The sequence below is a fragment of the Atopobacter sp. AH10 genome (assembly GCF_003664595.1).
GTDB lineage: Bacteria > Bacillota > Bacilli > Lactobacillales > Aerococcaceae > Atopobacter.
Genome location: NZ_QXPZ01000002.1, coordinates 1 through 21,460, shown reverse-complemented (window position 1 = coordinate 21,460; position 21,460 = coordinate 1). Strand labels below are relative to the sequence as shown.

Below are 21,460 nucleotides of genomic sequence, written 5' to 3'. Positions count from 1 at the left end.
AGCGAACAAAATTTTCAAGAGAGAAAAATATAGTGAATAGAATGGATGGCTTAAGCCTAGGGAGGGCAGACGAATAATGGGGATAAATCGTAAACTAATGAAGCTGGTGACAGGGATGGCGATGCTTGCCTCCTTGCTAGCGTGTGCTTCTCCATCGCAAACGGTAGAAACTAAAAATACTGTTGTTGTGAAAGAAAATCCAAATGATAAAACCATTCAAAAAGAGCATAAGAAGAAAGCGGAAGCCAAAAAGAAGAATAAAGATAAAGAAAGAGAAAAAGAACCTCAAGCGACCAAGGCGGATGATAATCCAGAAGAAGTTTTGATGAGTCAGGTAGAAGGAAACCGCCTATTCGAAAAGTCTTTGATGTCCGATAATTTAAGAAAAGCGGTGAATAAGATGCAAGAATTAACCGATTTTCGTTTGAAAGATTCAAAAACTATTGTCGTGTTGACAGAGGAAACAACTGAATCTGTTCGATTGCAAGTATTTAAACGTTCGGATGAAAATTCAGAGAAGTTAATAGCGGTCATTGCTTTAAAATATGATATCACCCTAGATCAATTAGAAGGGAAAGAACCAGGTCAAAAAGAATACACAGTTGTGAAAGCTAAAGAGGAGAAAGAAGGGCAAGACAAAACGCAGACCAATAATGCTGATGGAAACGCTCAGAATGAGAATAAAGATGATGGCTCTTTAGAATAGCTTATCCAAGGAGTTTTTAAAATAGCGGGCCTAGTATTTTCAGGAGAATGACTTCATCACATACGTCCTTGAACATAGCAGATAAAAGAAATGGAGGGGCTATAATGTCTGTAACTTGGCAGATGGCATTGCAAATATTTGCCATTAATTTTTCGTATATCACACTGAACACCATTCGTTTTATGCTCACCATGAAGGGCTACCGCTTTTTAGCGCCTTTAGTGAGCTTCGTGGAGATTATAATCTATATTATTGGCTTAAACTTGGTCATGAAAAATTTAGATAATGCCATGAATATTATTGCCTATGCTTTAGGTTATTCCATCGGGATTGGCTTTGGTATCTTATTAGAAGATATTTTAGCTCTTGGCTATAGTTTGCAACGTGTGCATCTACCTTTAGAGGCAGACCAAGATTTAGCTAGTCGCTTAAGGGATAAAGGTTATGGGGTAACAGTTTATTTAGGGCACGGGATCAATGGTGAACGCTTGATTTTGGAAGTTTTATCCAAACGTCGAGAAGAGAAAGAATTGAGAGATTACATCCTTTCTCAAGCCCCAAGTGCTTTTATAGTTTCTTCTGAACCTAAATATATCCATGGTGGCTTTTGGGCTAAACGTATGCGTAAAAATCGTGAGGAATTTCTATCACGTTAATGTAAATAAGACAGTTACTCTAACATAGGGAAAGAGGTGAGGGGATGTCTAATCATAAGGCGAAAAAACAAATCATAGCCTTGATGAAAACTTTTCGACAGGTTTGGGCTAATGTCACCTTGTCTCAGCAAGCTTCAAGTATGGCTTATTTTACCTTGTTAGCCATGTTTCCTTTACTGATTGCTGCGGCTAATGTCATCCCTCTTTTGCCTATTAATAGCCAAGAAGTTTTAATGACCTTAAAAACGGCGGTGCCAGAGGATATCTATGGCATTATTGCTCCGATTATAAGGGGTTATTTGAACGAATCTACCGGTGGAGCTCTTTCTTTATCCTTACTCATTTCAATTTGGCCGGCGACAAAGGGCTTGGGTGTGGTACAAATTGCTATGAATGAAGTCTACCACACCAAACCACGTGCCAATTTTATTTTAAGGCGTTTGCTGTCGTTTATGATTGGTTTAGTGATTATGACCATTTTCATTGCAGTGAGTATGATTTTCGTGTTTGGCGAACAAGTGATTCGTTTGATTGAAAATCTAATGGGGACGGACTTTCACGTGATGGTTATTTTTGGCCAATTGAAGTGGAGCGTGGCCTTTATTGTAATTTTTTGCATTAGCCTAGCCCTATATTGGTTAATGCCTAATGTGTCTTGGCCTGTACAATATGCTATTCCAGGCGCCGCCTTCTTTACGATAGCTTTTCTGACCATATCTCAATTGTTTTCATGGTATGTCAAAGTGACTACTCACTCGATTGAAACAGGGATGCTGAGCGTTTTTGTCGTCCTCATGATGTGGTTATATATGATTAGCATTGCTTTAATTCTAGGAGGGGTCTTGAATGTGTTCTTGTATCGTTGGTATCACCCCATGGTCAATCAAACGGGTGCGCAACAAGATAGCCCATCAGAAAGCGGAATAGTTGACAAGATTCATTTACCACGCACTATAAAATTCAAGGGCTTTAAGAAGCAAGATTTGAAGAATAAAAAAATGCAAGAGGAGTACAAAAATGCAAAGAATACAAGGGACGAATAAACGAGAACAGAGAATCGATTACAGCATCATTCTTTGTGTCGTTCTCTTAGCGGTAATATCCGTATTGATGATGTTAGCCACAACCTATTTACAAGTATCCAATGGGTCTTTGATGCCAACGATCCGCCACTTAATGTGGTATTCCATTGGTATTTTGATGATCATTGTTATTATGGGATTTGATTCTGAAAAAATGTGGAAATTAGCTCCTCTCTGTTACTGGATTGGGATAGCTTTATTGGTTTTAGTCTTGCTATTTCACGACAGAGCGACAGCCCTAGAAACAGGGGCCAGAAGTTGGTTCCGGTTCGGTTCCTTGACATTCCAACCGTCTGAGGTCGTTAAATTATCCTATATTCTGATGCTGGCCAGACTGGTTACAGAACACAATAACATGGTTGATGATGGCAGCTTGAAAACGGATTGGATATTGATTCGGCGCATGCTGATCTATAGTGCTCTGCCTCTTGTCTTGGTTATCTTGCAGAATGATTTGGGGACTACCTTAGTGTTCATGGCCATTCTTGCTGGAATGATGATGATGAGTGGGATTAGTTGGAAAATTTTAGTGCCTATTTTTCTTAGTTTGGTGATTGTCGGTGGAGGATTGATTTTCCTTGTGGTGTGGAATCGTTCTTTACTCCTCAACATCGGCTTTAAAAATTATCAGTTTGCCCGGATTGATTCTTGGCTAAATCCATACGCTGACCAATCAGGACGAGGATTTCAGTTGTTTCAAACCATGAAAGCCATCGGGTCTGGAGGCTTGTTTGGTAAGGGCTACGCTGTTTCTCAGGTATATGTACCCGTTCGTGAATCGGATATGATTTTTGCTACGATAGGCGAAAATTTTGGCTTTATGGGTGGCTGTATATTATTACTAATCTACTTTGTCCTCATCTATCAAATGATCCGAGTTTGTTTCCACACAAAAAATGAGTTTTATACCTATATTGCTTCTGGGGTTATTTCCATGATCCTATTCCACGTATTGGAAAATGTCGGGATGTGTATTGGTCTATTGCCATTAACAGGTATTCCATTGCCTTTTATTTCGCAAGGGGGATCAGCTTTAGTAGGTAATATGATGGGGATTGGTTTAATTCTTTCCATGAAATATCACTACAATAGTCCATCAGCTTTTTCAAAGGATAAATGACGATAAATAAAGCTAGCTTATCCAAGTTTCTAGATTTCCCTAGGACTTGAATGAGCTAGCTTTTCTTTTCATCTTAGTGCTGCTGCTTGGCTCTTTGATTTTTAACACGGTCGACAAAGTCTTTGAAGAGGTCTAATTGCTTAGGATGGTAAGGAGCAAGAATTTCAGGATGCCATTGTACAGCTAAAATGCTTTGTTCAGGATCTTGAGATTCAAAAGCTTCAATGATCTTGTCCTTGCTATAAGCGACAGCCCTTAATTGGGGTGACAAGACTTTAACAGCTTGGTGATGGTAAGAATTGACCATAGTCTTATCTCCTAAAATGCTGGCTAGGTGAGAATCTTCTTCGATATAAATATGGTGTGTAGGATAATGCAGTTCTGCTTTTTGAACGTGTTGGACGGATAAACCCTTATAGTAAGATAAATCTTGATAGAGGCTTCCTCCAAGGGCAACGTTTACTAACTGAGTCCCTCTACAAACAGAGAAGATAGCCATTTTTCTTTCTAAAGCTTTTTTGAGAAATGCAATTTCAAAGGCGTCACGTTCAGGGAATAGTTCTTGAATGAGGATATCAGGTTCTTCACCGTAATAAACAGGCGAAACATCTTGCCCACCTGCCAATAGTAAGCCATCGATGTGTTCAATGTAATGCTCTACAAATGAAGGATCTGAGGTGGGAATGAGCATGGGGATTCCACCAGCTTTTTGAATGGCGTTTATAAATCCATCGGCTGTGTAGGAGATGGAAAGATAATCCATTTCTTTCAAGTGGTTCAAACGGCTACTAATAATACCAATAACAGGTTTCATATAATCCCTTCCTTTCTCATAACATGATGTTATTTTAACAGATGCAAGAACATTGTAGCGCTTTCTTTTCAAAAATACTTTAGAAAATTTAGAGAAGAGGGTAAGATCTCAAGGAGAGAAGGGGATAGGCTAGAAAAATGGGTGAAGTAAGGCTAAAGTTAGCCAAGAATTTTTCTGCCTTTGGAGCGTATGAAATGAAAAACAATAGTCTATCTGTTATACTGAAATGATAGAAAGCCCTATATATGTGAAGAGAGTCAGTCGAGGCTAGTTGACATGACAGGATTCCTTTTGCTAGTGACACTAAGAAGAGAGTCGAAGGAGGCTAGTTGACATGACAGGATTCCTTTTGCTAGTGACACTAAGAAGAGAGTCGAAGGAGGCTAGTTACATGACTCGACTCCTTTTTATGCCGATAAAAAGAAAAGCCAAGAAAGTTCTCTAATAACTATTGAGAAGGATAGTCAATTGATTACAATAGAAGGGAAGAAGGAAGGGGAGTACATAGATGCATACCTTAGAAGTAAAGGATTTACACGTTTCAGTTGAAGATAAGGAAATTTTAAAGGGAGTTAATCTGACCATTAATTCTGGAGAAATCCATGCCATTATGGGACCGAATGGGACAGGGAAGTCAACGCTTTCTGCGGCTATTATGGGCAATCCTCTCTATGAAGTCACACAGGGAGAAATTTTATTAGATGGGCAAAATGTTTTGGATATGACTGTTGATGAGAGGGCTCGAGCTGGACTCTTTTTGGCCATGCAATACCCGAGTGAAATTCCCGGTGTGACCAATGCGGAATTCTTGCGTCAAGCCATCAATGCCAGACGTTCAGAAGAGGATAAAATCTCTGTGATGGACTTTATCCAAAAATTGGATGAAAAGATGGCGATTTTAGATATGCCAGAAGAAATGGGTGAACGTTACCTCAATGAAGGTTTTTCTGGTGGGGAGAAGAAGCGAAATGAAATATTGCAATTAATGATGATTGAGCCAACTTTTGCTATCCTAGATGAAATTGATTCGGGCTTGGATATTGATGCCTTGCAAATTGTGGCAAAAGGGGTTAATCAAATGCGGGGAGAAAATTTCGGCTCCTTGATCATCACCCACTATCAACGTTTGTTGAATTACATTGTTCCTGATGTGGTGCATATTATGATGGACGGTCGAGTAGTGAAAACAGGGGATGCTGAACTAGCTAAGGTTTTGGAAGCTGATGGCTATAAAGGATTGATGGAAGAATTAGGCATCGAATTAGAAGCAACGGAGGCGGATAAGTAATGTCAAGTAAGGAATCCATTTCCAGCACGGAGTCAATGGCTTATGCCAAGGCAAATGGCTTTCCCGACTATGCCTTAGACATTCGCCAAAGGGCTTTAAAGCTCTACCCTACTCTCCCTTGGCCAGATTTTCAAAAAGTAAAGTATCATCACTGGCCTTTAGAAGAAGCTATTTATACGGATCAAGTCTCTTCATTTGAGCTAGATAAAGAAGTGAAGGAAGATCCAATGACCTCAGCGCAATTGCTTAGAGTCGATCAAAAAACTTTATTGGAAAGAATGGACAAAGATCTTTTAGAGCAAGGGGTTATCGTAACAGATTTATTGACTGCTATGAAAGAATACCCAGACTTTATAAAAAAGTATTTGAACCAAGCTGTACCTGTAGAAGAAAGTCGTTTGACTGCTTTTCACATGGCGCATTTGCTGGGCGGAGCCTTTGTCTATATTCCTAAGAACACCAAGATAAACAAACCAATTGAATTGGATTTTTGGCAAGATAATACCATTCGTGCTTCCTTTCACCAACATGTCCTCTTAGTAGCTGACGAGGGAGCAGAAGTGGAATTGATGGAAAAATGGACGAGTTATGGGGATGTTGACAATAGTGGGACGATTGTTGTGGAATTAATCGCCAAAGATAACTCTAAAATCACCTATGGCACCTTGGACTACCTCAATAAACAATCGACTATTTACATGAATAGAAGAGGCCGCTTGTCCGCTAATGCTCGGATCGATTGGATGGTTGGAGCGATGTCAGAAGGCAATTTAATAGGAGATTTTAATGCCGATTTAGCAGGGGAAGGGTCAGAAAGTTATTTAAACGTCATTGCTGCCACAAATGGGAAACAAGTGAAAGGGATAGATACACGTGTGACCAATATGGCTAAAAGAACGGTTGGCCATATTAAACAGCATGGGGTGATCATGGATCAATCGACCCTTACCTTTAATGGGATTGGTCATATTTGGAAGAACGCTAAGAATGCGGATGCCCAACAAGAAAGTCGAGTACTCATGCTGTCTGATCAAGCTCAGGGGGATGCTAATCCGATTCTCTTGATTGATGAATTTGAAGTGCAGGCTGGTCATGCCGCTAGTGTCGGGCAAGTTGACGACCAACAAATGTATTATTTGAAGAGTCGAGGTTTGGATGAAGAAACCGCTCGTCGACTGGTTATTAGAGGTTTTTTAGGAGCTGTTTTGCAAAGGGTGAAACGCCCAGAATGGCGACAAGCTTTTGCCCAATTGATCGATCAAAAGTTAGCTCAAGATCTCGCTAAACATAAGAAGTGAAGAAATAGCCTTGAAAAAGCTGGAGGTCTAGTGCTGAAAAGCTCTAAGAATAGCTTTGAAAAAGCTGGAGGGCTAGGGCTGAAAAAGCTCTAAGAATAGCCCTGCTCATTAAGCTAAAGAGGGCTTGAAGGAATAGAAAGAAGGTGTCTTGTGGTGAAAGAAAATATTTTACAAGAATTTGAAGGCTATCGTCATGATTTCCCCCTATTACAAAGAAAAATGAATGGGGAAAGAATAACCTATCTGGATAATGCTGCAACTAGTCAAAAGCCACAGTGTGTGATAGACGCCCTGATGAAATTTTACACGACACAAAATGCGAATGCCTATCGTGGGGTATATCAACTAGCCAATCAAGCGACAGAAGCTTACGAAGAAGCTAGAAGTAAACTAGCCCATTTTATTGGGGCTAGTGATCCCTTTACAGTTATTTTTACTGGAGGGACGACAGAATCGATTAATTGGATAGCAAGAGGATTTTTTGACAGGCGCTTAAGCGAAGGGGATGTGATCCTGACTACTCGTGTGGAACATCATGCCAATTTAATCCCTTTTCAAGAATTGGCCAAACGGACTGGTGCAACATTAGCTTTTATGCCTCTAGATGAAAAAGGTGAATTGGATTGGCAAGCCTTAGAAGGGCAATTTGACGACAATGTGCGTTTGATTGCTATCCACCATGTTTCAAATGTTTTGGGGACGTCAGTTGATATCAAACGATTAGCGGATATGGTTCACCGAAATAAGGGCTTTATAGCTGTAGATGGTGCCCAAGGAGCGCCCCATCATGAAGTGGATGTTGAAGCTCTAGATGTGGATTTCTATAGTTTATCAGCTCACAAAATGCTCGGACCAACTGGTTTAGGAGCTCTCTATGGTAAGAGACAATGGTTAGAAGAAATGGAGCCACAGCTCTATGGAGGGGAAATGATTACGCATGTTGGCGACTATTCCTCTGAATGGGCAGAACTACCTTTCCGCTTAGAAGGTGGGACGCGTCACTTAGCTGGTGGGGTAGCTTTTGGATCAGCGATAGATTATCTGTCCAAAATTGGAATGAAGAGAATAATGACGCATCAAAAAGCTTTGATTGCTTATCTAAGACCAAAATTAGAGGCAATTCCAGGTCTCACCCTATATGGGGATAAAAATGCCCAGACAGATGCGATCTTTTCTTTTAGCATGGCGGGAGTTCATCCACATGATATAGCGAGTATTTTAGATGCTCAGGGAGTGGCGATTCGAGCAGGTCATCACTGTGCTCAGCCACTCATGAGACAATTGGGCGTTCCAGCGACTGCTCGAGCCAGTTTTTATTTTTATAATACACGAGAGGATGCAGATCGTTTGCTGCAGGCCTTGGAAAAGGTGAAGGAGTTTTTCTAGAATGGCATTATCGAAATTAGAACAATTATATCGTCAGGTGATTGTGGATCATTATCAACATCCCCATCATCATGGCTTACCCAATGCATCAGCTAATGTGCAAACTGTTATAGTGAATCCTTCTTGTGGGGATGAATTAACGATGGAGTGGGCTTTAGATGGTGAAACAATTACCGCTGTTTATTTTGACGGGATTGGTTGTTCTATTAGCCAAGCTTCAGCCAGTATGGTGACTGATTTGTTTCGTGGAAAAACCATTACAGAAGCCAAGGCATTGGCTGAGTCTTTTAGCGACATGGTTCAAGGAAAGATTGAAAAGGATGAAGCTCTAGGAGAAGCTCAGGTTCTTGCTGGCGTGAGAAATTTTCCAGCACGAATTAAATGCGCAACCCTTGCCTTTAAAGCTATCGAGCAATTAGAAAAGGGAAAGTATCGACCCGCAGAAGACTCTATAAAACTTGCAGAAGAATCTAAAAAAACTGCTGAAGAATCTATAAAACCCACAGAAGAATCTAAAAAAACTGCTGAAGAATCTATAAAAGGAAAAATTGCCAAGAACAAGTAGCTAAACGACGCAAATGGGGAAAATAAGGAGAGTGAAGGGCATGAGTGATGTTCCAGTCATTAATGATTACCAATTCGGCTTTCACGAGGATGTGGAGTCCCTATATAGTACAGGTAAAGGCTTATCAGAAAAAGTAATTCGCCAAATTTCAGCCATTAAAGAAGAACCTTATTGGATGTTAAACTATCGACTAAAGGCCTATGAAATTTTTTTGAAAAAGAAATTGCCGACTTGGGGGCCAGATTTATCGGATATTGATTTTGATGAGATTACCTATTATAGAAAAGCAAGTGATAAACCAGCTCGGTCTTGGGATGATGTACCAGATAAAATAAAAAATACTTTTGAAAGAATTGGGATTCCTCAGGCTGAACGAGCTTATCTAGCGGGAGCGGCCGCTCAGTTTGAATCTGAAGTGGTTTACCATAATATGAAGAGTGAATTTGATAAGCTAGGTATTATTTTCACAGATACAGATACTGCTTTGAGAAAATATCCTGATCTTTTTAAAAAATATTTTGGGAAATTAGTGCCTCCATCGGACAACAAATTAGCTGCTTTAAATGGGGCAACTTGGTCTGGTGGCTCCTTCATTTATGTGCCAAAAGGAGTCAAGTGTGATATACCTTTGCAAACCTACTTTAGAATTAACGATCCTGGCATGGGGCAATTTGAAAGAACCTTGATTATCGTTGATGAAGGGGCAAGCATTAGTTATGTCGAAGGCTGTACGGCACCAAATTATAGCGAAAATAGTTTGCATGCCGCTATTGTAGAAATTTTTGTAGAAGAAGGGGGTTATTGCCGCTATTCTTCTATACAAAACTGGTCAGATAATGTCTATAATTTAGTGACCAAAAGGGCTCGAGCAGCTAAGGATGCTACAGTAGAATGGGTAGATGGGAATTTAGGTGCAAAAGTTTCCATGAAGTATCCAGCAGTCATTTTAGATGGCCCAGGAGCAAGAGGGACTATGTTATCCATTGCTTTCGCAGGAGCTAATCAACATCAAGATACAGGGGCTAAAATGATTCATCGTGCCCCACATACCTCTTCATCCATCGTATCCAAGTCTATTTGTAAAGATGGGGGAGCCGTGGACTATAGAGGGCAAGTGACTTTCTCTAAAAAAGCGGAATATTCTGGTTCTCATATTGAATGTGATACCATCATCATGGATGAGCAATCGAGTTCTGATACGATTCCTTTTAACGAAATTCACACGAGTAAGGCTACTCTAGAGCACGAAGCTAAAGTATCAAAGATTTCAGAAGAACAACTTTTCTATCTGATGTCACGTGGCATTAGTGAGGCTCAAGCCACTGAAATGATTGTGATGGGCTTTGTCGAACCTTTTACAAAGGAATTGCCAATGGAGTATGCGGTAGAATTAAACCGACTGATTGCCTACGAAATGGAAGGTGCAGTGGGCTAAGTAAGTCGTAATTTTCGGCACTTTGTCAAATTTTTAGTCTCGTCACTTAAGTATTGAGCCTATTTTTCTCTATAAATAATATCAACACAAAATTTGTGGAATAAATTGCCCCCCTAAAGCTAGATCTTTGATCCAACTTTAGGGGGGCAGTTTAATGGTACCCTAAATTCTTCCAAAATTTATCCAATGCTCAATAGAAAATGGTAGACAAATTTGGGGAAATTTAGCTTTGAATGTCTTCTATAACGCTTATTTATCTAAGCAGATAGGAGCGAGACGGTCGATAGCAAAAGCCCCGATTGGAGCTGTTAATAGGATAGCTAATACCGCTATGGAAAGCATGATATCTCCGCCTTTTAAACCTAAAGAAAGAGGGATAGAACCTATGGCAGCTTGCACAGTTGCTTTTGGACAGTAGGCGACCATAGTAAATAACTTTTCTTTCAATTGAAGAGGGCTTCCTAAGAGGCAAAGGTAAACGCCGATCATTCGACAGGCTAATGCGACGATCATGAGAAGAAGAGGTTTAAAGCCATTGGAGAGGGCAAATTGGATATTGGTTTCTGTTCCTACAAAGGCAAATAAGAAGAGTTCACAAGCTACCCATAATTGGCCATATAGATGGGTTAATTGAGGGAGATTTTTATCGTCCTGTCTTCCCATGAATAAGGCCATGCTCATAACGGCTAACATACCAGAAAAAGGAAGATAAGCCTTTAAGACATTTTCTAACGCCATTAATAAGAAAGAAAAGCTAAGGAGTGTTAAAACTTTTACCAGTGGACGAGTTGGAAAGTTATTAAAAAGCCAACTGAGACTAGTGGCAAGTAATGCACCAAAAATAGCGCCAGTCACAATAGCCAGTGGGACTTGACCTAAAGTCATCAGTGAAAAATCTTGCCCTTGGTTTAAACCGACAGCAGCTGCAAATACAACTAGGACAAAGACGTCATCTATAGAGGATCCCGCTAATATAATTTGAGGAATATGGTTTAATTTACCATAGCCAGCTTGATTTAATTGGATCATACGAGGGACGACTACAGCTGGAGAGACGGCTCCTAAAATAGCTCCCAAAAGAAGAGATTGAGGAAGAGAGAAATCTAGGAGCAGTGGGGCGAAGATAAGACAAGCTAGGATTTCTACACTAGCTGGAAGGAAACACATCAAGAAGGATATTCGACCAGCTTTTTTTAAGGATTTAAGATCAAGTGTTAATCCTGCTCTTGTCAAAATAACAATAAGGGCAATTTGGCGAATATCTTTAGACAGGGAAAGGAAATCGCTAGATAAAGCATTAAGCACATAAGGCCCAAGAATAATACCGGTGATGAGGTAGCCGAGAAGTCTTGGTAGAGTCAGTTGCTGAAAAAATCGGCCCACGACTAAACCGGTCAATAGAATAAGTGCTGTAGAAACTAACATAAATTTTTCCTCCTAACAAAAACTTTTCCAAGCTAAATCCGCAAGCTTTGGTAAACTAAGGCAACAAGCTTTCCAAGCTAAATCCGAATACTTTGGTAAACTAAGGCAACAAGCTTTCCAAGTCAAATCCAAAAACTTTTCCAAGCTAAATCCGCAAGCTTTAAAAGCTAACTCAGAAAATTTTTCCAAGTTAAAACAAAAAACTTCTACAAGCCAAATAAGCTTGTAGAAGTCATCAGCATTCTTATGCGGTTTCAGTTGAAACTGAGGGAGACATTCATTCCCTTATAGTGATTTACTTGCTTCCTATTTTTTCACTTTTTACGAGGAAGGTCAAGAACTATTTTCGCTTTAAGACTAGGATCAAACCAGAATCTGGCCGACTGCTGTCTTTAGAATAGGTAGCAACGATTAATTTATTTCCTTTTTTGATCGGCAACCAGAAGCTATCTGGTAGGAAAGGACTATTCATTGAGAAATAGGCGTTATTAAGATCGTCAACATCGATATCTGCTTGAGACAGGCGGTTTTTAATATCGTCTTGTGATAAATAAGAGTTCTCCACATAATTCATGACATTCTGACGATCATCTTCATAAGATTTTCGCATAGCAGCTTTTTCTTCCTCAGTTTTATTAGCGCCTTCTTCTTCGATATGCTTATTAATCGTTTCTTCGGAGTAGCTAAGGGCATCGACTGCAGCAGATTTAAAAGCATCGTAGCCTTTAACAAGAATGGCAGGATTGCTTTCTTGGTCGCTATCTTTAGGAACTTTAAGCTGACCTGTCTTTTGATCTACCTTACCAGATTTGACAGCACGTTCAAAAGCTTGACTCAGGTTAAAAGATTTGCCAATAAATTTTTCTTTCGCCTCGTCACTCAAATGGCCATTGATATCGTAGACATCTACAATGCGGTAATTGTATTCATAGAAAGCTTTGTTTTCTTCCTTTACTTTGTGCTGGCTCTTTTTGCCTTCTTTGGAATTAATGACTTGATGAAGAATCTTTTTAGGGGAGTGAAGGGCTTCTTGCACATTCTTTTGCAGGTTAGGCAAGGATTGACAAGAAGATGTTACGAAAAGGAGTGCTGGCAAAACGATTAATTTGCTAAGACTACGATGATTTGGATAAAGATGCTTAAACATAAAAGGATCCTTTCTTTGGAAGTTTTAAATAGCTAATAAGTGTTGTAAAAGAGCTGAAGCATAGAAAATATGTAGCGAGGGGAAAAGCTAAGACAATAGTTACAAAGATACATAGCTAACAGGCTGTTGTCAAGTTGTCAAGCTAGATCGGCTTGTTTATTGTAGCAAAAATCGAGTAAAAGTTCGAGTGAAGCGGTAAATGTATTGAAAAAGATATCTAGTAAAAAGCTGGCTAGTAGGCAGAGGATTGAAAAGAGAAAGATATTCGTAAAAAATATCTATTAGGCATAAGGCAGAAAGAGAAAGAACGGAGGAAAAAACTATCTATTAGGCATAAGGCAGAAAGAGAAAGAACGGAGGAAAAAACTATCTAGTAGACATAAGACAGAAAGAGAAGGATCGGAGTAAAAACTATCTAGTAGGCGTAAGACAGAAAGAGAAGGCTAATAGGGGAAAAAGAAAGAATTCTCATAGCCTGTTAAAAGTTTCATGATAATTAGGAAGATTTATTGCATTTAACAGGACTATCCGTTATAAATAAGATAGATGAAGGATAAGAGGGGGACTCCCCTTCTTTTTCATGTCAACATGGAGGAAAGAATAGAATGACAAGATCAATAGCAATTGGATTTGATTTGGATGATACCTTGTATGATAGGAATGAGGTTTATGCTAGGGTGTATGAAAGCATGAACGAGGACTTGCCACTAGAGGTATCATTTGAGGACTTCAATGAAAAGTATCAAGAACTCTCCATTGAGGAGTATCAAGCCTTTATGCGGGGCGAAAAATCCAAGGAGGACTATCGTCGAGGACGGGTAATTCGGACTTATGCTTATTTTGGCCAAGAAGCGACTAGAGACCAAGCAGATCGATTCAATCAACTCTATCAAGAATATAAAAATATGATTGTTTTACGACCAGCTGCTAAAGAATTATTGAGTCGGTTAAAAAAAGAGGATCATATTACCCTTTTTGTTTTAACCAATGGACCTAGCCCAGACCAAGAGCTGAAATGTCTAGCTTTAGGGGTAAAAGACTATGTGACAAGTGAGCGAGTCTATGTTTCAGATGCTATTGGGCACAGTAAACCAGATCAAGCTATTTTTGATTTTGTGGCGAATGATTTACAGATGGCAGGAAAGCCAATATATTACATTGGTGATCACTATGGAAACGATATCGAAGCATCTGCTCGAGCAAATTGGTCTCCAGTTTACTTTAATTGTCACCAAACGGATGAATGCCATCACTATCCAGTAGTTAACGATTTCAAGGAATTAACCAAATGGATGCTTAAAGAAGGGCTTTTATCTCACTAATTAGGGATCTATTAGTTGATCAGTCAAACAAAAGAAGGTCGACCTGGCTTGACCTTTCTTTTATCAAGAGAAATGTAAACGTTTTATTTTTGGATTGGAAATTCTCTGGACCTTTGCCAGTAGATGAGGAGGAAAAAATGAATAGTCGGCGTTGGGGAATTATCTTAGCCCTTATGGGGAGTGCAATGTTCGGTTTGTCATCTTTGTGTGCGCAAGTGCTATTTGATAGCTATCAGGCAGGATCTGAATGGCTAGTGAGTATTCGTTTACTCATTTCAGGTTTTTGCGTTTTAGTCTATAGCGCCCTTTTTTTAGGAGATAATATATTTGTTTTCTTTAAGAGTCCTAAAGATGTCTTACAAATGCTAGCTTATAGCATTTTAGGAATGGCTAGTGCCCAATATTGCTTTTTTAAAGGGATTGAAGTTTCTGGAGCAGCTTTAGTGACCATTGTTCAATTTATGGCACCTGTTTTTGTATACCTCTATTTGGTGCTGACCAAAGAAAAAGATTTCCTCTTGTCTGAATTATTTTTTGTCTTATCTACAGTAGCGGGTGTGGCTCTAATTGTAACCAATGGGGATTTGCACCATTTAAACATGTCCTTAATAGGGGTCTTTCTTTCTCTGATGACAGGTGTATGTGTAGCTTTTTATACGGTTCAACCCCGTCATCTATTAGCGGAATATTGTGCCTCTACAGTCATTGGATGGGGGATGTTTTTGGGTGGACTAGCCTTTCAATTGGTTCATCCTATCTATAAAGTAGAAATGCAAACGAATATGACAAGTCTCATCTTGTTGGCTTTTGTGATTGTGGTTGGGACAGCCATGGCTTTTATTACTTATACAACAAGTTTAAAATATATTGACCCTTCGATGACGTCTATTTTATCAGCGGTTCAGCCACTTTTAGTCACAGTACTATCGGCTTTTATTTTTAAAGAAGCCTATGGATGGATTGAAATGCTTGGAACCATTTTAGTTGTTGGGTCAGTGATTATGTTGACACGCAAACGTCCTGATAAGAAAAAAGTAAGCATGATGAAGGGAAAGAAAATAGCATAGTGAAGAGATTAAAATGCTATTTCAACCGTCTAGCTAGTGGAGCTTACACTAGAATATTTTCACCGTCTGGCAAGTAGAGCTTACACTAGAATATATTAACCGCCTAGCTAGTAGAGCTTACACTAAGTCTATTTCAACCATCTAGCTAGTGGAGCTTACACTAGAATGTGGGCAACTCTTCAATGTTAAAGCGTAGAAGTTGCTTGACTAGGACTTGATATTTTTCTTTTTGGCTGAGGGAAAATAAGAAATAAGTCAAAGCTGAAGTAAAGGTTCTATACTAGGCTTGTATTCGGCAAGATGAAAGGGAGGATGAAGATGTTAGGGGCAATCTGGGGAGACATAGCAGGAAGTGCATTTGAGCGGAAAGGAGTAAAAGGCTTAAGGCCACGTTTTGACATGTTTTCAGATGATGCCCATTTTACTGATGATACAGTCATGACGTTAGCGATAGCAGAAGGTCTCATACAAGGCTACGGCGATCTTGAATCATGTAAATCTGCAGTGATTTCTTCCATGAAAAAATTAGGGAGAAAGTATCCAGATGTAGGATATGGCAAGCAATTTCATCAATGGTTGGAAAGTGACGATTCAAGGCCATATGGCAGTTGTGGCAATGGTTCAGCCATGAGAGTGTCTCCTGTAGCCTATTGTTGCCATAACTTACAAGAGGTAGAGGCCTATGCTAAAGCAACGGCAGAAGTCAGCCATAACCATCCAGAAGGAATTAAGGGTGCCCAAGCAGTTGCTGCTGCTATTTATTTAGCCAGAAAAGGGGCTACGAAGGCAGAAATTCGCTATTATATGACTCAACGTTTTGGCTACAAGCTTTCGTTCACCTTGAGAGATATTAAAGATATTTATCAGTTCGATGCGACTTGCCAAGGGAGTATTCCACAAGCTATTGTTGCCTTTTTGGAAAGTCACCATGTGGAAAGTGCTATTCGTTCAGCGGTCCTCTTAGGAGGAGATACAGATACGCAAGCTTCTATAGCTGGAGCTATTGCTGAAGCTTATTATGGGACTATCCCAGAAAATATAGTAAAAAAAATTTATAGCTACTTACCCAATGATCTTTTGACTATCCAAGAAAATTTTGAGAGATTTATAGCTAATCTTGAGAAAGAGTGACAGGAGAATTTTCTGGGGGAAAGTTTTTTAGTATAAAAATGATGTGAGCCTGCATTCTGAATCTGTTCTAGAGACCAGTAGGGGACAATGCATCAGTTGATATAGCTGAGTTTTATTTTTCTGAGCTAGAATCCAAACTAAGCCACTAGTTTTTTTATAAAGCGATTCCTCTTCAAGTCAAAAAGTAAATTGCATTTGGAACGGGTAGGGTTGGATTTTTATAAAGCGATTTCCCTTTAACTCAAAAAGCTTTCTTCCTTAGAGTTAAAGGGAAAGTTTTTTTAGAAACTATTCCCTATAGTGGCTAAATTTTGCTATTATATTAAAAAGGAGGCGATAACGATGGATTGGAAAAAATTACTCATTGGTTATTTCAACCACCATGCTTATTACGACGAACATAATCAAAAACACCAAGTAGTGGAATTATCAATCGGCTTATTGCCCGTCAGCTTTTTAGTTTGGCAGCTCGTTAAGAAACGTAAAGAAGACTAAGCAAAAAAGTGTCGACTTTTTATGAAGGTCGGCATTTTTTATGTAGCTTTTGAAATGAAGCGTATTTTTTTGATATACTGACCTCAATGAAAGACATAATAACGAGGAAGGAATAGCATGCTAAAGAAGTCGGACTATAAATTATTATTGATGGATGTAGATATGACCCTTTTGGATTTTGATGCAGGTGAAAAAGAAGCTTTGAAAGAAGCTTTAGCTTGCTATCACTATCAAATCACTTCAAAAGACTTGGATAGCTATCATGAAATTAACGAATCTTATTGGAGACGGTTTGAACGAGGTGAAATAAAAAAAGAAGCTATTTACATCAATCGTTTTCGCGATTTTTTGAAAGAGCTAAAATTGCCACTTGATCCTGAAAAAGTATCTAGGACCTATATGGATCATATTTGTCTACAGACCCAGTTAATACCAGGAGCAAAAGAAGTCCTTCAATGGCTTAAAGACAAGGGCTATCAACTGGCAGTGGTGACGAATGGTACCGCTCGTAATCAGGAGAGCCGTCTTAAATTATCTGGCTTAGAAAAGTATTTTGATAAAATATTTATATCTGAAAAGATTGGAACTCCAAAACCTGATCCTGCTTTTTTCAGCTATGTTCTAGATCAATTCAAGGGAGTTAGCAAGGAAAACATTTTATTAGTTGGAGATTCTTTGACATCAGATATAAAGGGTGGCTTGCAATCTGGGATAGATACCTGTTGGATAGATTGGAAGAAACAGGGGACAGATTTAAAGACGACATATATTATCCACGATATCAAGGAATTACCAAGTCTTCTAGAGAAATGATAAATCTTAACATCAGGGGAGAAGGAGTGTTTGCATGATTAGGGTATTATTTGTCTGTTTAGGAAATATTTGCCGCTCTCCAATGGCAGAAGCTGTTTTTCGTCATAAGGTGGAGAAAGCCGGTTTAGGGGATAAGATCTTTGTAGATTCTGCCGGAACATCTAATTGGGAAGAAGGCAAGGGGGCTCATCAGGGAACAGTAGCCAAGTTGCAAGAACATGGCTTATCTTCAGAAGGATTGATTTCTAGGCCATTGACAGTAGAGGATTTTATTCTATATGATTACCTTTTAGGAATGGATAAGCAAAATTTGGCTGATATGCAAAAGCTGGCTCCAACCGGTCTAGAGAAAAAGTGCCAGCGCCTATTGTCCTACACCAAAGAGGAGAGAGATATCGCCGACCCTTGGTATACCCATAATTTTGACCAAACATACAAAGATATCGACAAGGGAACTGATGCACTCTTAGCTTTTATCAAAGAAAAATATGGACTTTAGGCTGATCTAGAAGGGCATTTAACTTTGTGTAGGGTGTCTAGCTAGTAAAGGCTGTAAAAAGTGTATCTGGATAAGCCACGCTATAGCTCGCTTAGGAGACTTTATCAAGCAGAGATATCAGTTTTTTAGATCCAGCCAGCTTTATCAAGGTTTGAAATTTAGGGATTGACCTTGTATGATGGTGAGAGTGTAACAATATAAGGAGAGAAGACAGATGATTGATCGATATACCAGACCAGAAATGAAAGCCATTTGGAGCGAACAGAACAAGTACGCTGCATGGCTAGAAGTAGAAATTTTAGCCGCTGAAGCATGGGCTTCTTTAGGAGAAATTCCAGAAGAAGATACGAAAGCTTTGCGGAGAAATGCACAGTTTAAAGTAGACCGTATTCTTGAACTTGAAAAAGAAACGCGTCATGACGTGGTAGCCTTTACTAGGTGCGTGAGTGAATCTTTAGGCGAAGAGAAAAAATGGGTTCACTATGGCTTAACCTCTACTGATGTGGTGGATACAGCTTATGGGTATCTCTATAAACAAGCCAATGATATTATCGCCAGCGATATAGATAGATTCTTAAAGGTTTTAAAAGAAAAAGCTTTGAAATATAAAGATACGGTTGAAATGGGACGGACACATGGGGTTCATGCCGAACCGACTACTTTTGGTTTAAAGATCGCCACATGGTATGCCGAAATGCTAAGGAATAAGGAACGTTTCGAGCATGCAAGAGCCCAAGTAGAAGCTGGGAAAATCTCTGGGGCTGTAGGAACTTTTGCCAATACCCCACCTGAAGTAGAAGAATATGTCTGCGAGCACTTAGGTATTCGCCCACAAAATATATCGACTCAAGTTCTTCCACGTGATTTACATGCAGAATACCTTGCTTGTCTAGCTTTAATAGCGACCTCTATCGAACGTTTCGCTACTGAAATTCGCGGTTTACAAAAGACGGAACAACGTGAAGTAGAAGAATATTTTGCTAAAGGGCAAAAAGGTTCTTCCGCTATGCCACATAAGAGAAATCCAATTGGTTCTGAAAATGTGACTGGTTTAGCTCGGGTAATTCGAGGACATATGCTAACAGCTTATGAAAATGTCTCCTTATGGCATGAACGGGATATCTCCCATTCGTCTGCTGAACGGATTATCATTCCAGACACCACTATTCTGATTGACTATATCTTGAACCGCTTCAGTCGTATTGTGGATCAATTAACAGTCTTTCCTGAAAAAATGAAGAAAAATATGGATACAACATTTGGCTTAATTTACAGTCAACGTTTGATGTTGAAATTAATTGATAAAGGTTTAAGCCGTGAAGCTGCCTATGATTTGGTTCAACCTAAAACAGCAGAAGCATGGGATCACCAAAAGGCCTTTCGTCCATTAGTTGAATCTGACCCACAAATTAGCCAACTCTTGTCAAAAGAAGAAATTGATGATGCTTTTGACTATCGTTACCATATTCGCCGAGTGGATGTTATCTTTAAACGTTTAGGTTTATTAGACTAAATACCACTTGAGAAGGGATTCCATTAGATTTTTACTGGTAGGCCCTTCACTCAACTAGCCTATAGAAAAGATCCTCCTCTTGTTACTGACTCCTCCTGTATAAAATAGGAAGAAGCAGATAAGAGGAGGCTTTTTGGCTGGGGAAGAGGGAAGAGAAGTTAGATACGGCTGAGACCTAGGGAAAAGGCAAGATGCATGGTCGAAAATATGGAGTGATGTGGATAAAGATGGTAAGATAGAGGAAAGAATTGAATTAAGTAAAGAAATCAGAAAAGCAGAAAAGCCTAGAAAATCTGATGATGAAATATATAACTACTTCTTTAAAAATCTCAATGCTAATGGGGTAGAATACAACTATGTTAGAGATTTGGATAAAAAGCTAAGTAGCGAAGAGATCATTAAACGCTTAGCCGGTGGTGATATGACTAAAGGGTCGTGTGCGTCAGTCGGACTTGCTTATATTGGCCAAAAACAAGGTTGGGATGTGTTGGATTTCAGAGATGGTCAAAGCAGAATTTTCTTTTCTTGTTCCGCAAATCTCTTTAAGTTGTCAAAAACTAACGGCATTAGATCATTAAGGGCTGATGGTAAAAGTTCTATGACGGTTGGGAATAGACTTTTAAAACAAATAGAAGCAGATAAAGAATACTATCTATGCGTAGGAAAACATGCATCGATTGTTAGAAAAACAGATACAGGGAAGTTGCAATATCTAGAATTGCAATCATCAAGCCATAATGGCTGGATTGACTTTGATGGGAATCCAAAATATACATTGCATGAAAGGTTCGGTTGTACTACAACATCGGATCGTGGGGCGTCATCGTATTTTGACTTTATGATTGATATAGCAGAAAGCGATTTTAAAACACAAGATTTTAAGTCGCTATTGGGATATATCAATACGGCTAATTCAGAGCAAAGAAAGGGAACACATGGAACAATTAAGTAAATGGTATAAAAAAGACCCTAGTGATAAAATTTGGTGGTTAGATAATCCTGAAGTAATAGGTGAGTGGGTTTTCTCTTTTGATAAAAAAAAGAAATTTAATATGTTTAGAGATTATCCATATAAGTTGACGTTAGAACAGAAGGAGATCTTTGATAAAGAAAATCCTTTCTGGAAAGATTTTTTCAAAGATAGGCAGTAAGCAGTGATAAGAAGATAAATAATTTGTAGCACTCACTCAATCGAGGGGTGCTATTTTTGCGCAGATTTTCAGGTGTTGACGATAGGTCGATGCCTATTTTTATAGGAAAAATTAGGAGGAACAATGGGAGTAAATAGCCAAAATAAGAAGAAATTTCACGATTATGAGGGCTTTGTCGAAAAATTTAAGCCGAAGAAGACAACGGATGATTGTTACACACCTGATGAGGTCTATCTGGTTGTATTCGATTTTGTGGTGGAAGAATATGGAATCGATCGGAACAAGGTCGTCCGCCCCTTCTATCCTGGAGGGGATTATGAAAACTATGACTATTCCAATGGAGCGGTAGTTGTGGACAACCCACCATTTTCTATTTTGAAAAAGATCAAGGATTTTTACGTCGAGCGGGACATCCCGTTCTTTTTATTTGCCCCAGGATTAACTTTGTTTGGCTCTAAAGATCACGAGTCGGTTAATTATGTTCTAGTAGCTAGTCAAATAACTTATGGAAACGGCGCAAAAGTGAATACTTCTTTTGTAACCAATC

20 protein-coding genes, 2 pseudogenes and 1 riboswitch are annotated in these 21,460 nt (G+C 39.2%); of the genes and pseudogenes, 19 read left to right on the top strand and 3 right to left on the bottom strand.

Annotated elements, in window-relative coordinates; genetic code table 11:
• Positions 1-76 precede the first annotated feature (76 nt).
• The 4 genes from D3H64_RS00635 to D3H64_RS00620 all read left to right on the top strand — a co-directional run bounded on the left by D3H64_RS00635 (position 77) and on the right by D3H64_RS00620 (position 3,564).
• Positions 77-706 (top strand): hypothetical protein, encoded by a 630-nt coding sequence (locus D3H64_RS00635; protein WP_121563819.1) that lies wholly within the window; start codon positions 77-79, stop codon positions 704-706.
• A 104-nt stretch (positions 707-810) separates the two neighbouring features.
• Positions 811-1,362 (top strand): DUF2179 domain-containing protein, encoded by a 552-nt coding sequence (locus D3H64_RS00630; RefSeq protein ID WP_121563817.1) that lies wholly within the window; start codon positions 811-813, stop codon positions 1,360-1,362.
• A 44-nt stretch (positions 1,363-1,406) separates the two neighbouring features.
• Complete coding sequence (locus D3H64_RS00625) at positions 1,407-2,405, top strand: YihY/virulence factor BrkB family protein (protein ID WP_121563815.1); 999 nt, start codon at positions 1,407-1,409, stop codon at positions 2,403-2,405.
• Entirely contained in the window at positions 2,380-3,564 is a 1,185-nt protein-coding gene (locus tag D3H64_RS00620; RefSeq protein WP_121563814.1) for an FtsW/RodA/SpoVE family cell cycle protein, read from the top strand. The genes D3H64_RS00625 and D3H64_RS00620 overlap by 26 nt, the downstream gene beginning before the upstream one ends.
• 73 nt (positions 3,565-3,637) lie before the next feature.
• On the opposite strand, the gene D3H64_RS00615 is transcribed toward D3H64_RS00620, so the two are convergent.
• Entirely contained in the window at positions 3,638-4,378 is a 741-nt protein-coding gene (locus D3H64_RS00615) for a gamma-glutamyl-gamma-aminobutyrate hydrolase family protein (RefSeq protein WP_121563813.1), read from the bottom strand.
• A gap of 508 nt (positions 4,379-4,886) precedes the next feature.
• Between D3H64_RS00615 and sufC the strand changes: the two genes are divergently transcribed.
• The 5 genes and pseudogenes from sufC (at position 4,887) to sufB (ending at position 10,350) form a co-directional block, all read left to right on the top strand.
• Positions 4,887-5,666: a Fe-S cluster assembly ATPase SufC gene (gene sufC, locus D3H64_RS00610; RefSeq protein WP_121563812.1), complete on the top strand. Its 780-nt coding sequence runs from the start codon at positions 4,887-4,889 to the stop codon at positions 5,664-5,666.
• Positions 5,666-6,964, top strand: coding sequence for a Fe-S cluster assembly protein SufD (gene sufD, locus D3H64_RS00605; RefSeq protein WP_121563810.1), 1,299 nt, complete (start codon positions 5,666-5,668; stop codon positions 6,962-6,964). Before sufC ends, sufD begins: the two co-directional genes overlap by 1 nt.
• Positions 6,965-7,114: 150 nt before the next feature.
• Positions 7,115-8,350, top strand: a complete 1,236-nt coding sequence (locus tag D3H64_RS00600) for a SufS family cysteine desulfurase (RefSeq protein WP_255420989.1) — start codon at positions 7,115-7,117, stop codon at positions 8,348-8,350.
• Position 8,351: 1 nt separating this feature from the next.
• Positions 8,352-8,765, top strand: a pseudogene (gene sufU / locus D3H64_RS00595) (Fe-S cluster assembly sulfur transfer protein SufU); the annotation flags it as partial.
• 190 nt (positions 8,766-8,955) lie between these two features.
• Positions 8,956-10,350 carry a Fe-S cluster assembly protein SufB gene (gene sufB / locus D3H64_RS00590; protein ID WP_121563806.1) on the top strand — a complete coding sequence of 465 codons (1,395 nt, stop codon included), beginning with the start codon at positions 8,956-8,958 and terminating at the stop codon, positions 10,348-10,350.
• A 249-nt stretch (positions 10,351-10,599) separates the two neighbouring features.
• On the opposite strand, the gene D3H64_RS00585 is transcribed toward sufB, so the two are convergent.
• Both D3H64_RS00585 and D3H64_RS00580 read right to left on the bottom strand, forming a co-directional pair.
• Positions 10,600-11,775: a sodium:proton antiporter gene (locus D3H64_RS00585; RefSeq protein WP_121563804.1), complete on the bottom strand. Its 1,176-nt coding sequence runs from the start codon at positions 11,773-11,775 to the stop codon at positions 10,600-10,602.
• 219 nt (positions 11,776-11,994) lie between these two features.
• A riboswitch (Fluoride riboswitch) is annotated at positions 11,995-12,069 on the bottom strand.
• Positions 12,070-12,115: 46 nt separating this feature from the next.
• A complete protein-coding gene (locus tag D3H64_RS00580; RefSeq protein WP_121563802.1) occupies positions 12,116-12,922 on the bottom strand; it encodes a hypothetical protein in 807 nt (268 codons plus the stop codon).
• A 605-nt stretch (positions 12,923-13,527) separates the two neighbouring features.
• On the opposite strand from D3H64_RS00580, the gene D3H64_RS00575 reads away from it, so the two are divergent.
• The 10 genes and pseudogenes from D3H64_RS00575 to D3H64_RS00535 form a co-directional block, all read left to right on the top strand.
• The gene (locus D3H64_RS00575) at positions 13,528-14,244 is read left to right on the top strand and encodes an HAD family hydrolase (protein WP_121563800.1); all 717 of its coding nucleotides are present in this window, start codon (positions 13,528-13,530) and stop codon (positions 14,242-14,244) included.
• A 137-nt stretch (positions 14,245-14,381) separates the two neighbouring features.
• Positions 14,382-15,311: a DMT family transporter gene (locus D3H64_RS00570; protein WP_121563798.1), complete on the top strand. Its 930-nt coding sequence runs from the start codon at positions 14,382-14,384 to the stop codon at positions 15,309-15,311.
• 318 nt (positions 15,312-15,629) lie between these two features.
• The gene (locus D3H64_RS00565; RefSeq protein ID WP_121563796.1) at positions 15,630-16,442 is read left to right on the top strand and encodes an ADP-ribosylglycohydrolase family protein; all 813 of its coding nucleotides are present in this window, start codon (positions 15,630-15,632) and stop codon (positions 16,440-16,442) included.
• A 342-nt stretch (positions 16,443-16,784) separates the two neighbouring features.
• A complete protein-coding gene (locus D3H64_RS10165) occupies positions 16,785-16,937 on the top strand; it encodes a hypothetical protein (RefSeq protein WP_158589180.1) in 153 nt (50 codons plus the stop codon).
• A 117-nt stretch (positions 16,938-17,054) separates the two neighbouring features.
• Positions 17,055-17,750 carry a YjjG family noncanonical pyrimidine nucleotidase gene (locus D3H64_RS00560; RefSeq protein ID WP_121563794.1) on the top strand — a complete coding sequence of 232 codons (696 nt, stop codon included), beginning with the start codon at positions 17,055-17,057 and terminating at the stop codon, positions 17,748-17,750.
• A 34-nt stretch (positions 17,751-17,784) separates the two neighbouring features.
• Complete coding sequence (locus tag D3H64_RS00555) at positions 17,785-18,249, top strand: low molecular weight protein-tyrosine-phosphatase (protein ID WP_121563792.1); 465 nt, start codon at positions 17,785-17,787, stop codon at positions 18,247-18,249.
• A gap of 214 nt (positions 18,250-18,463) precedes the next feature.
• The gene (gene purB / locus D3H64_RS00550; protein ID WP_121563790.1) at positions 18,464-19,762 is read left to right on the top strand and encodes an adenylosuccinate lyase; all 1,299 of its coding nucleotides are present in this window, start codon (positions 18,464-18,466) and stop codon (positions 19,760-19,762) included.
• 217 nt (positions 19,763-19,979) lie between these two features.
• Complete coding sequence (locus D3H64_RS00545; protein WP_121563788.1) at positions 19,980-20,714, top strand: hypothetical protein; 735 nt, start codon at positions 19,980-19,982, stop codon at positions 20,712-20,714.
• Positions 20,698-20,913, top strand: coding sequence for a hypothetical protein (locus tag D3H64_RS00540; protein WP_121563785.1), 216 nt, complete (start codon positions 20,698-20,700; stop codon positions 20,911-20,913). Before D3H64_RS00545 ends, D3H64_RS00540 begins: the two co-directional genes overlap by 17 nt.
• 123 nt (positions 20,914-21,036) lie before the next feature.
• Positions 21,037-21,460: pseudogene (locus tag D3H64_RS00535) on the top strand (hypothetical protein); the annotation flags it as partial.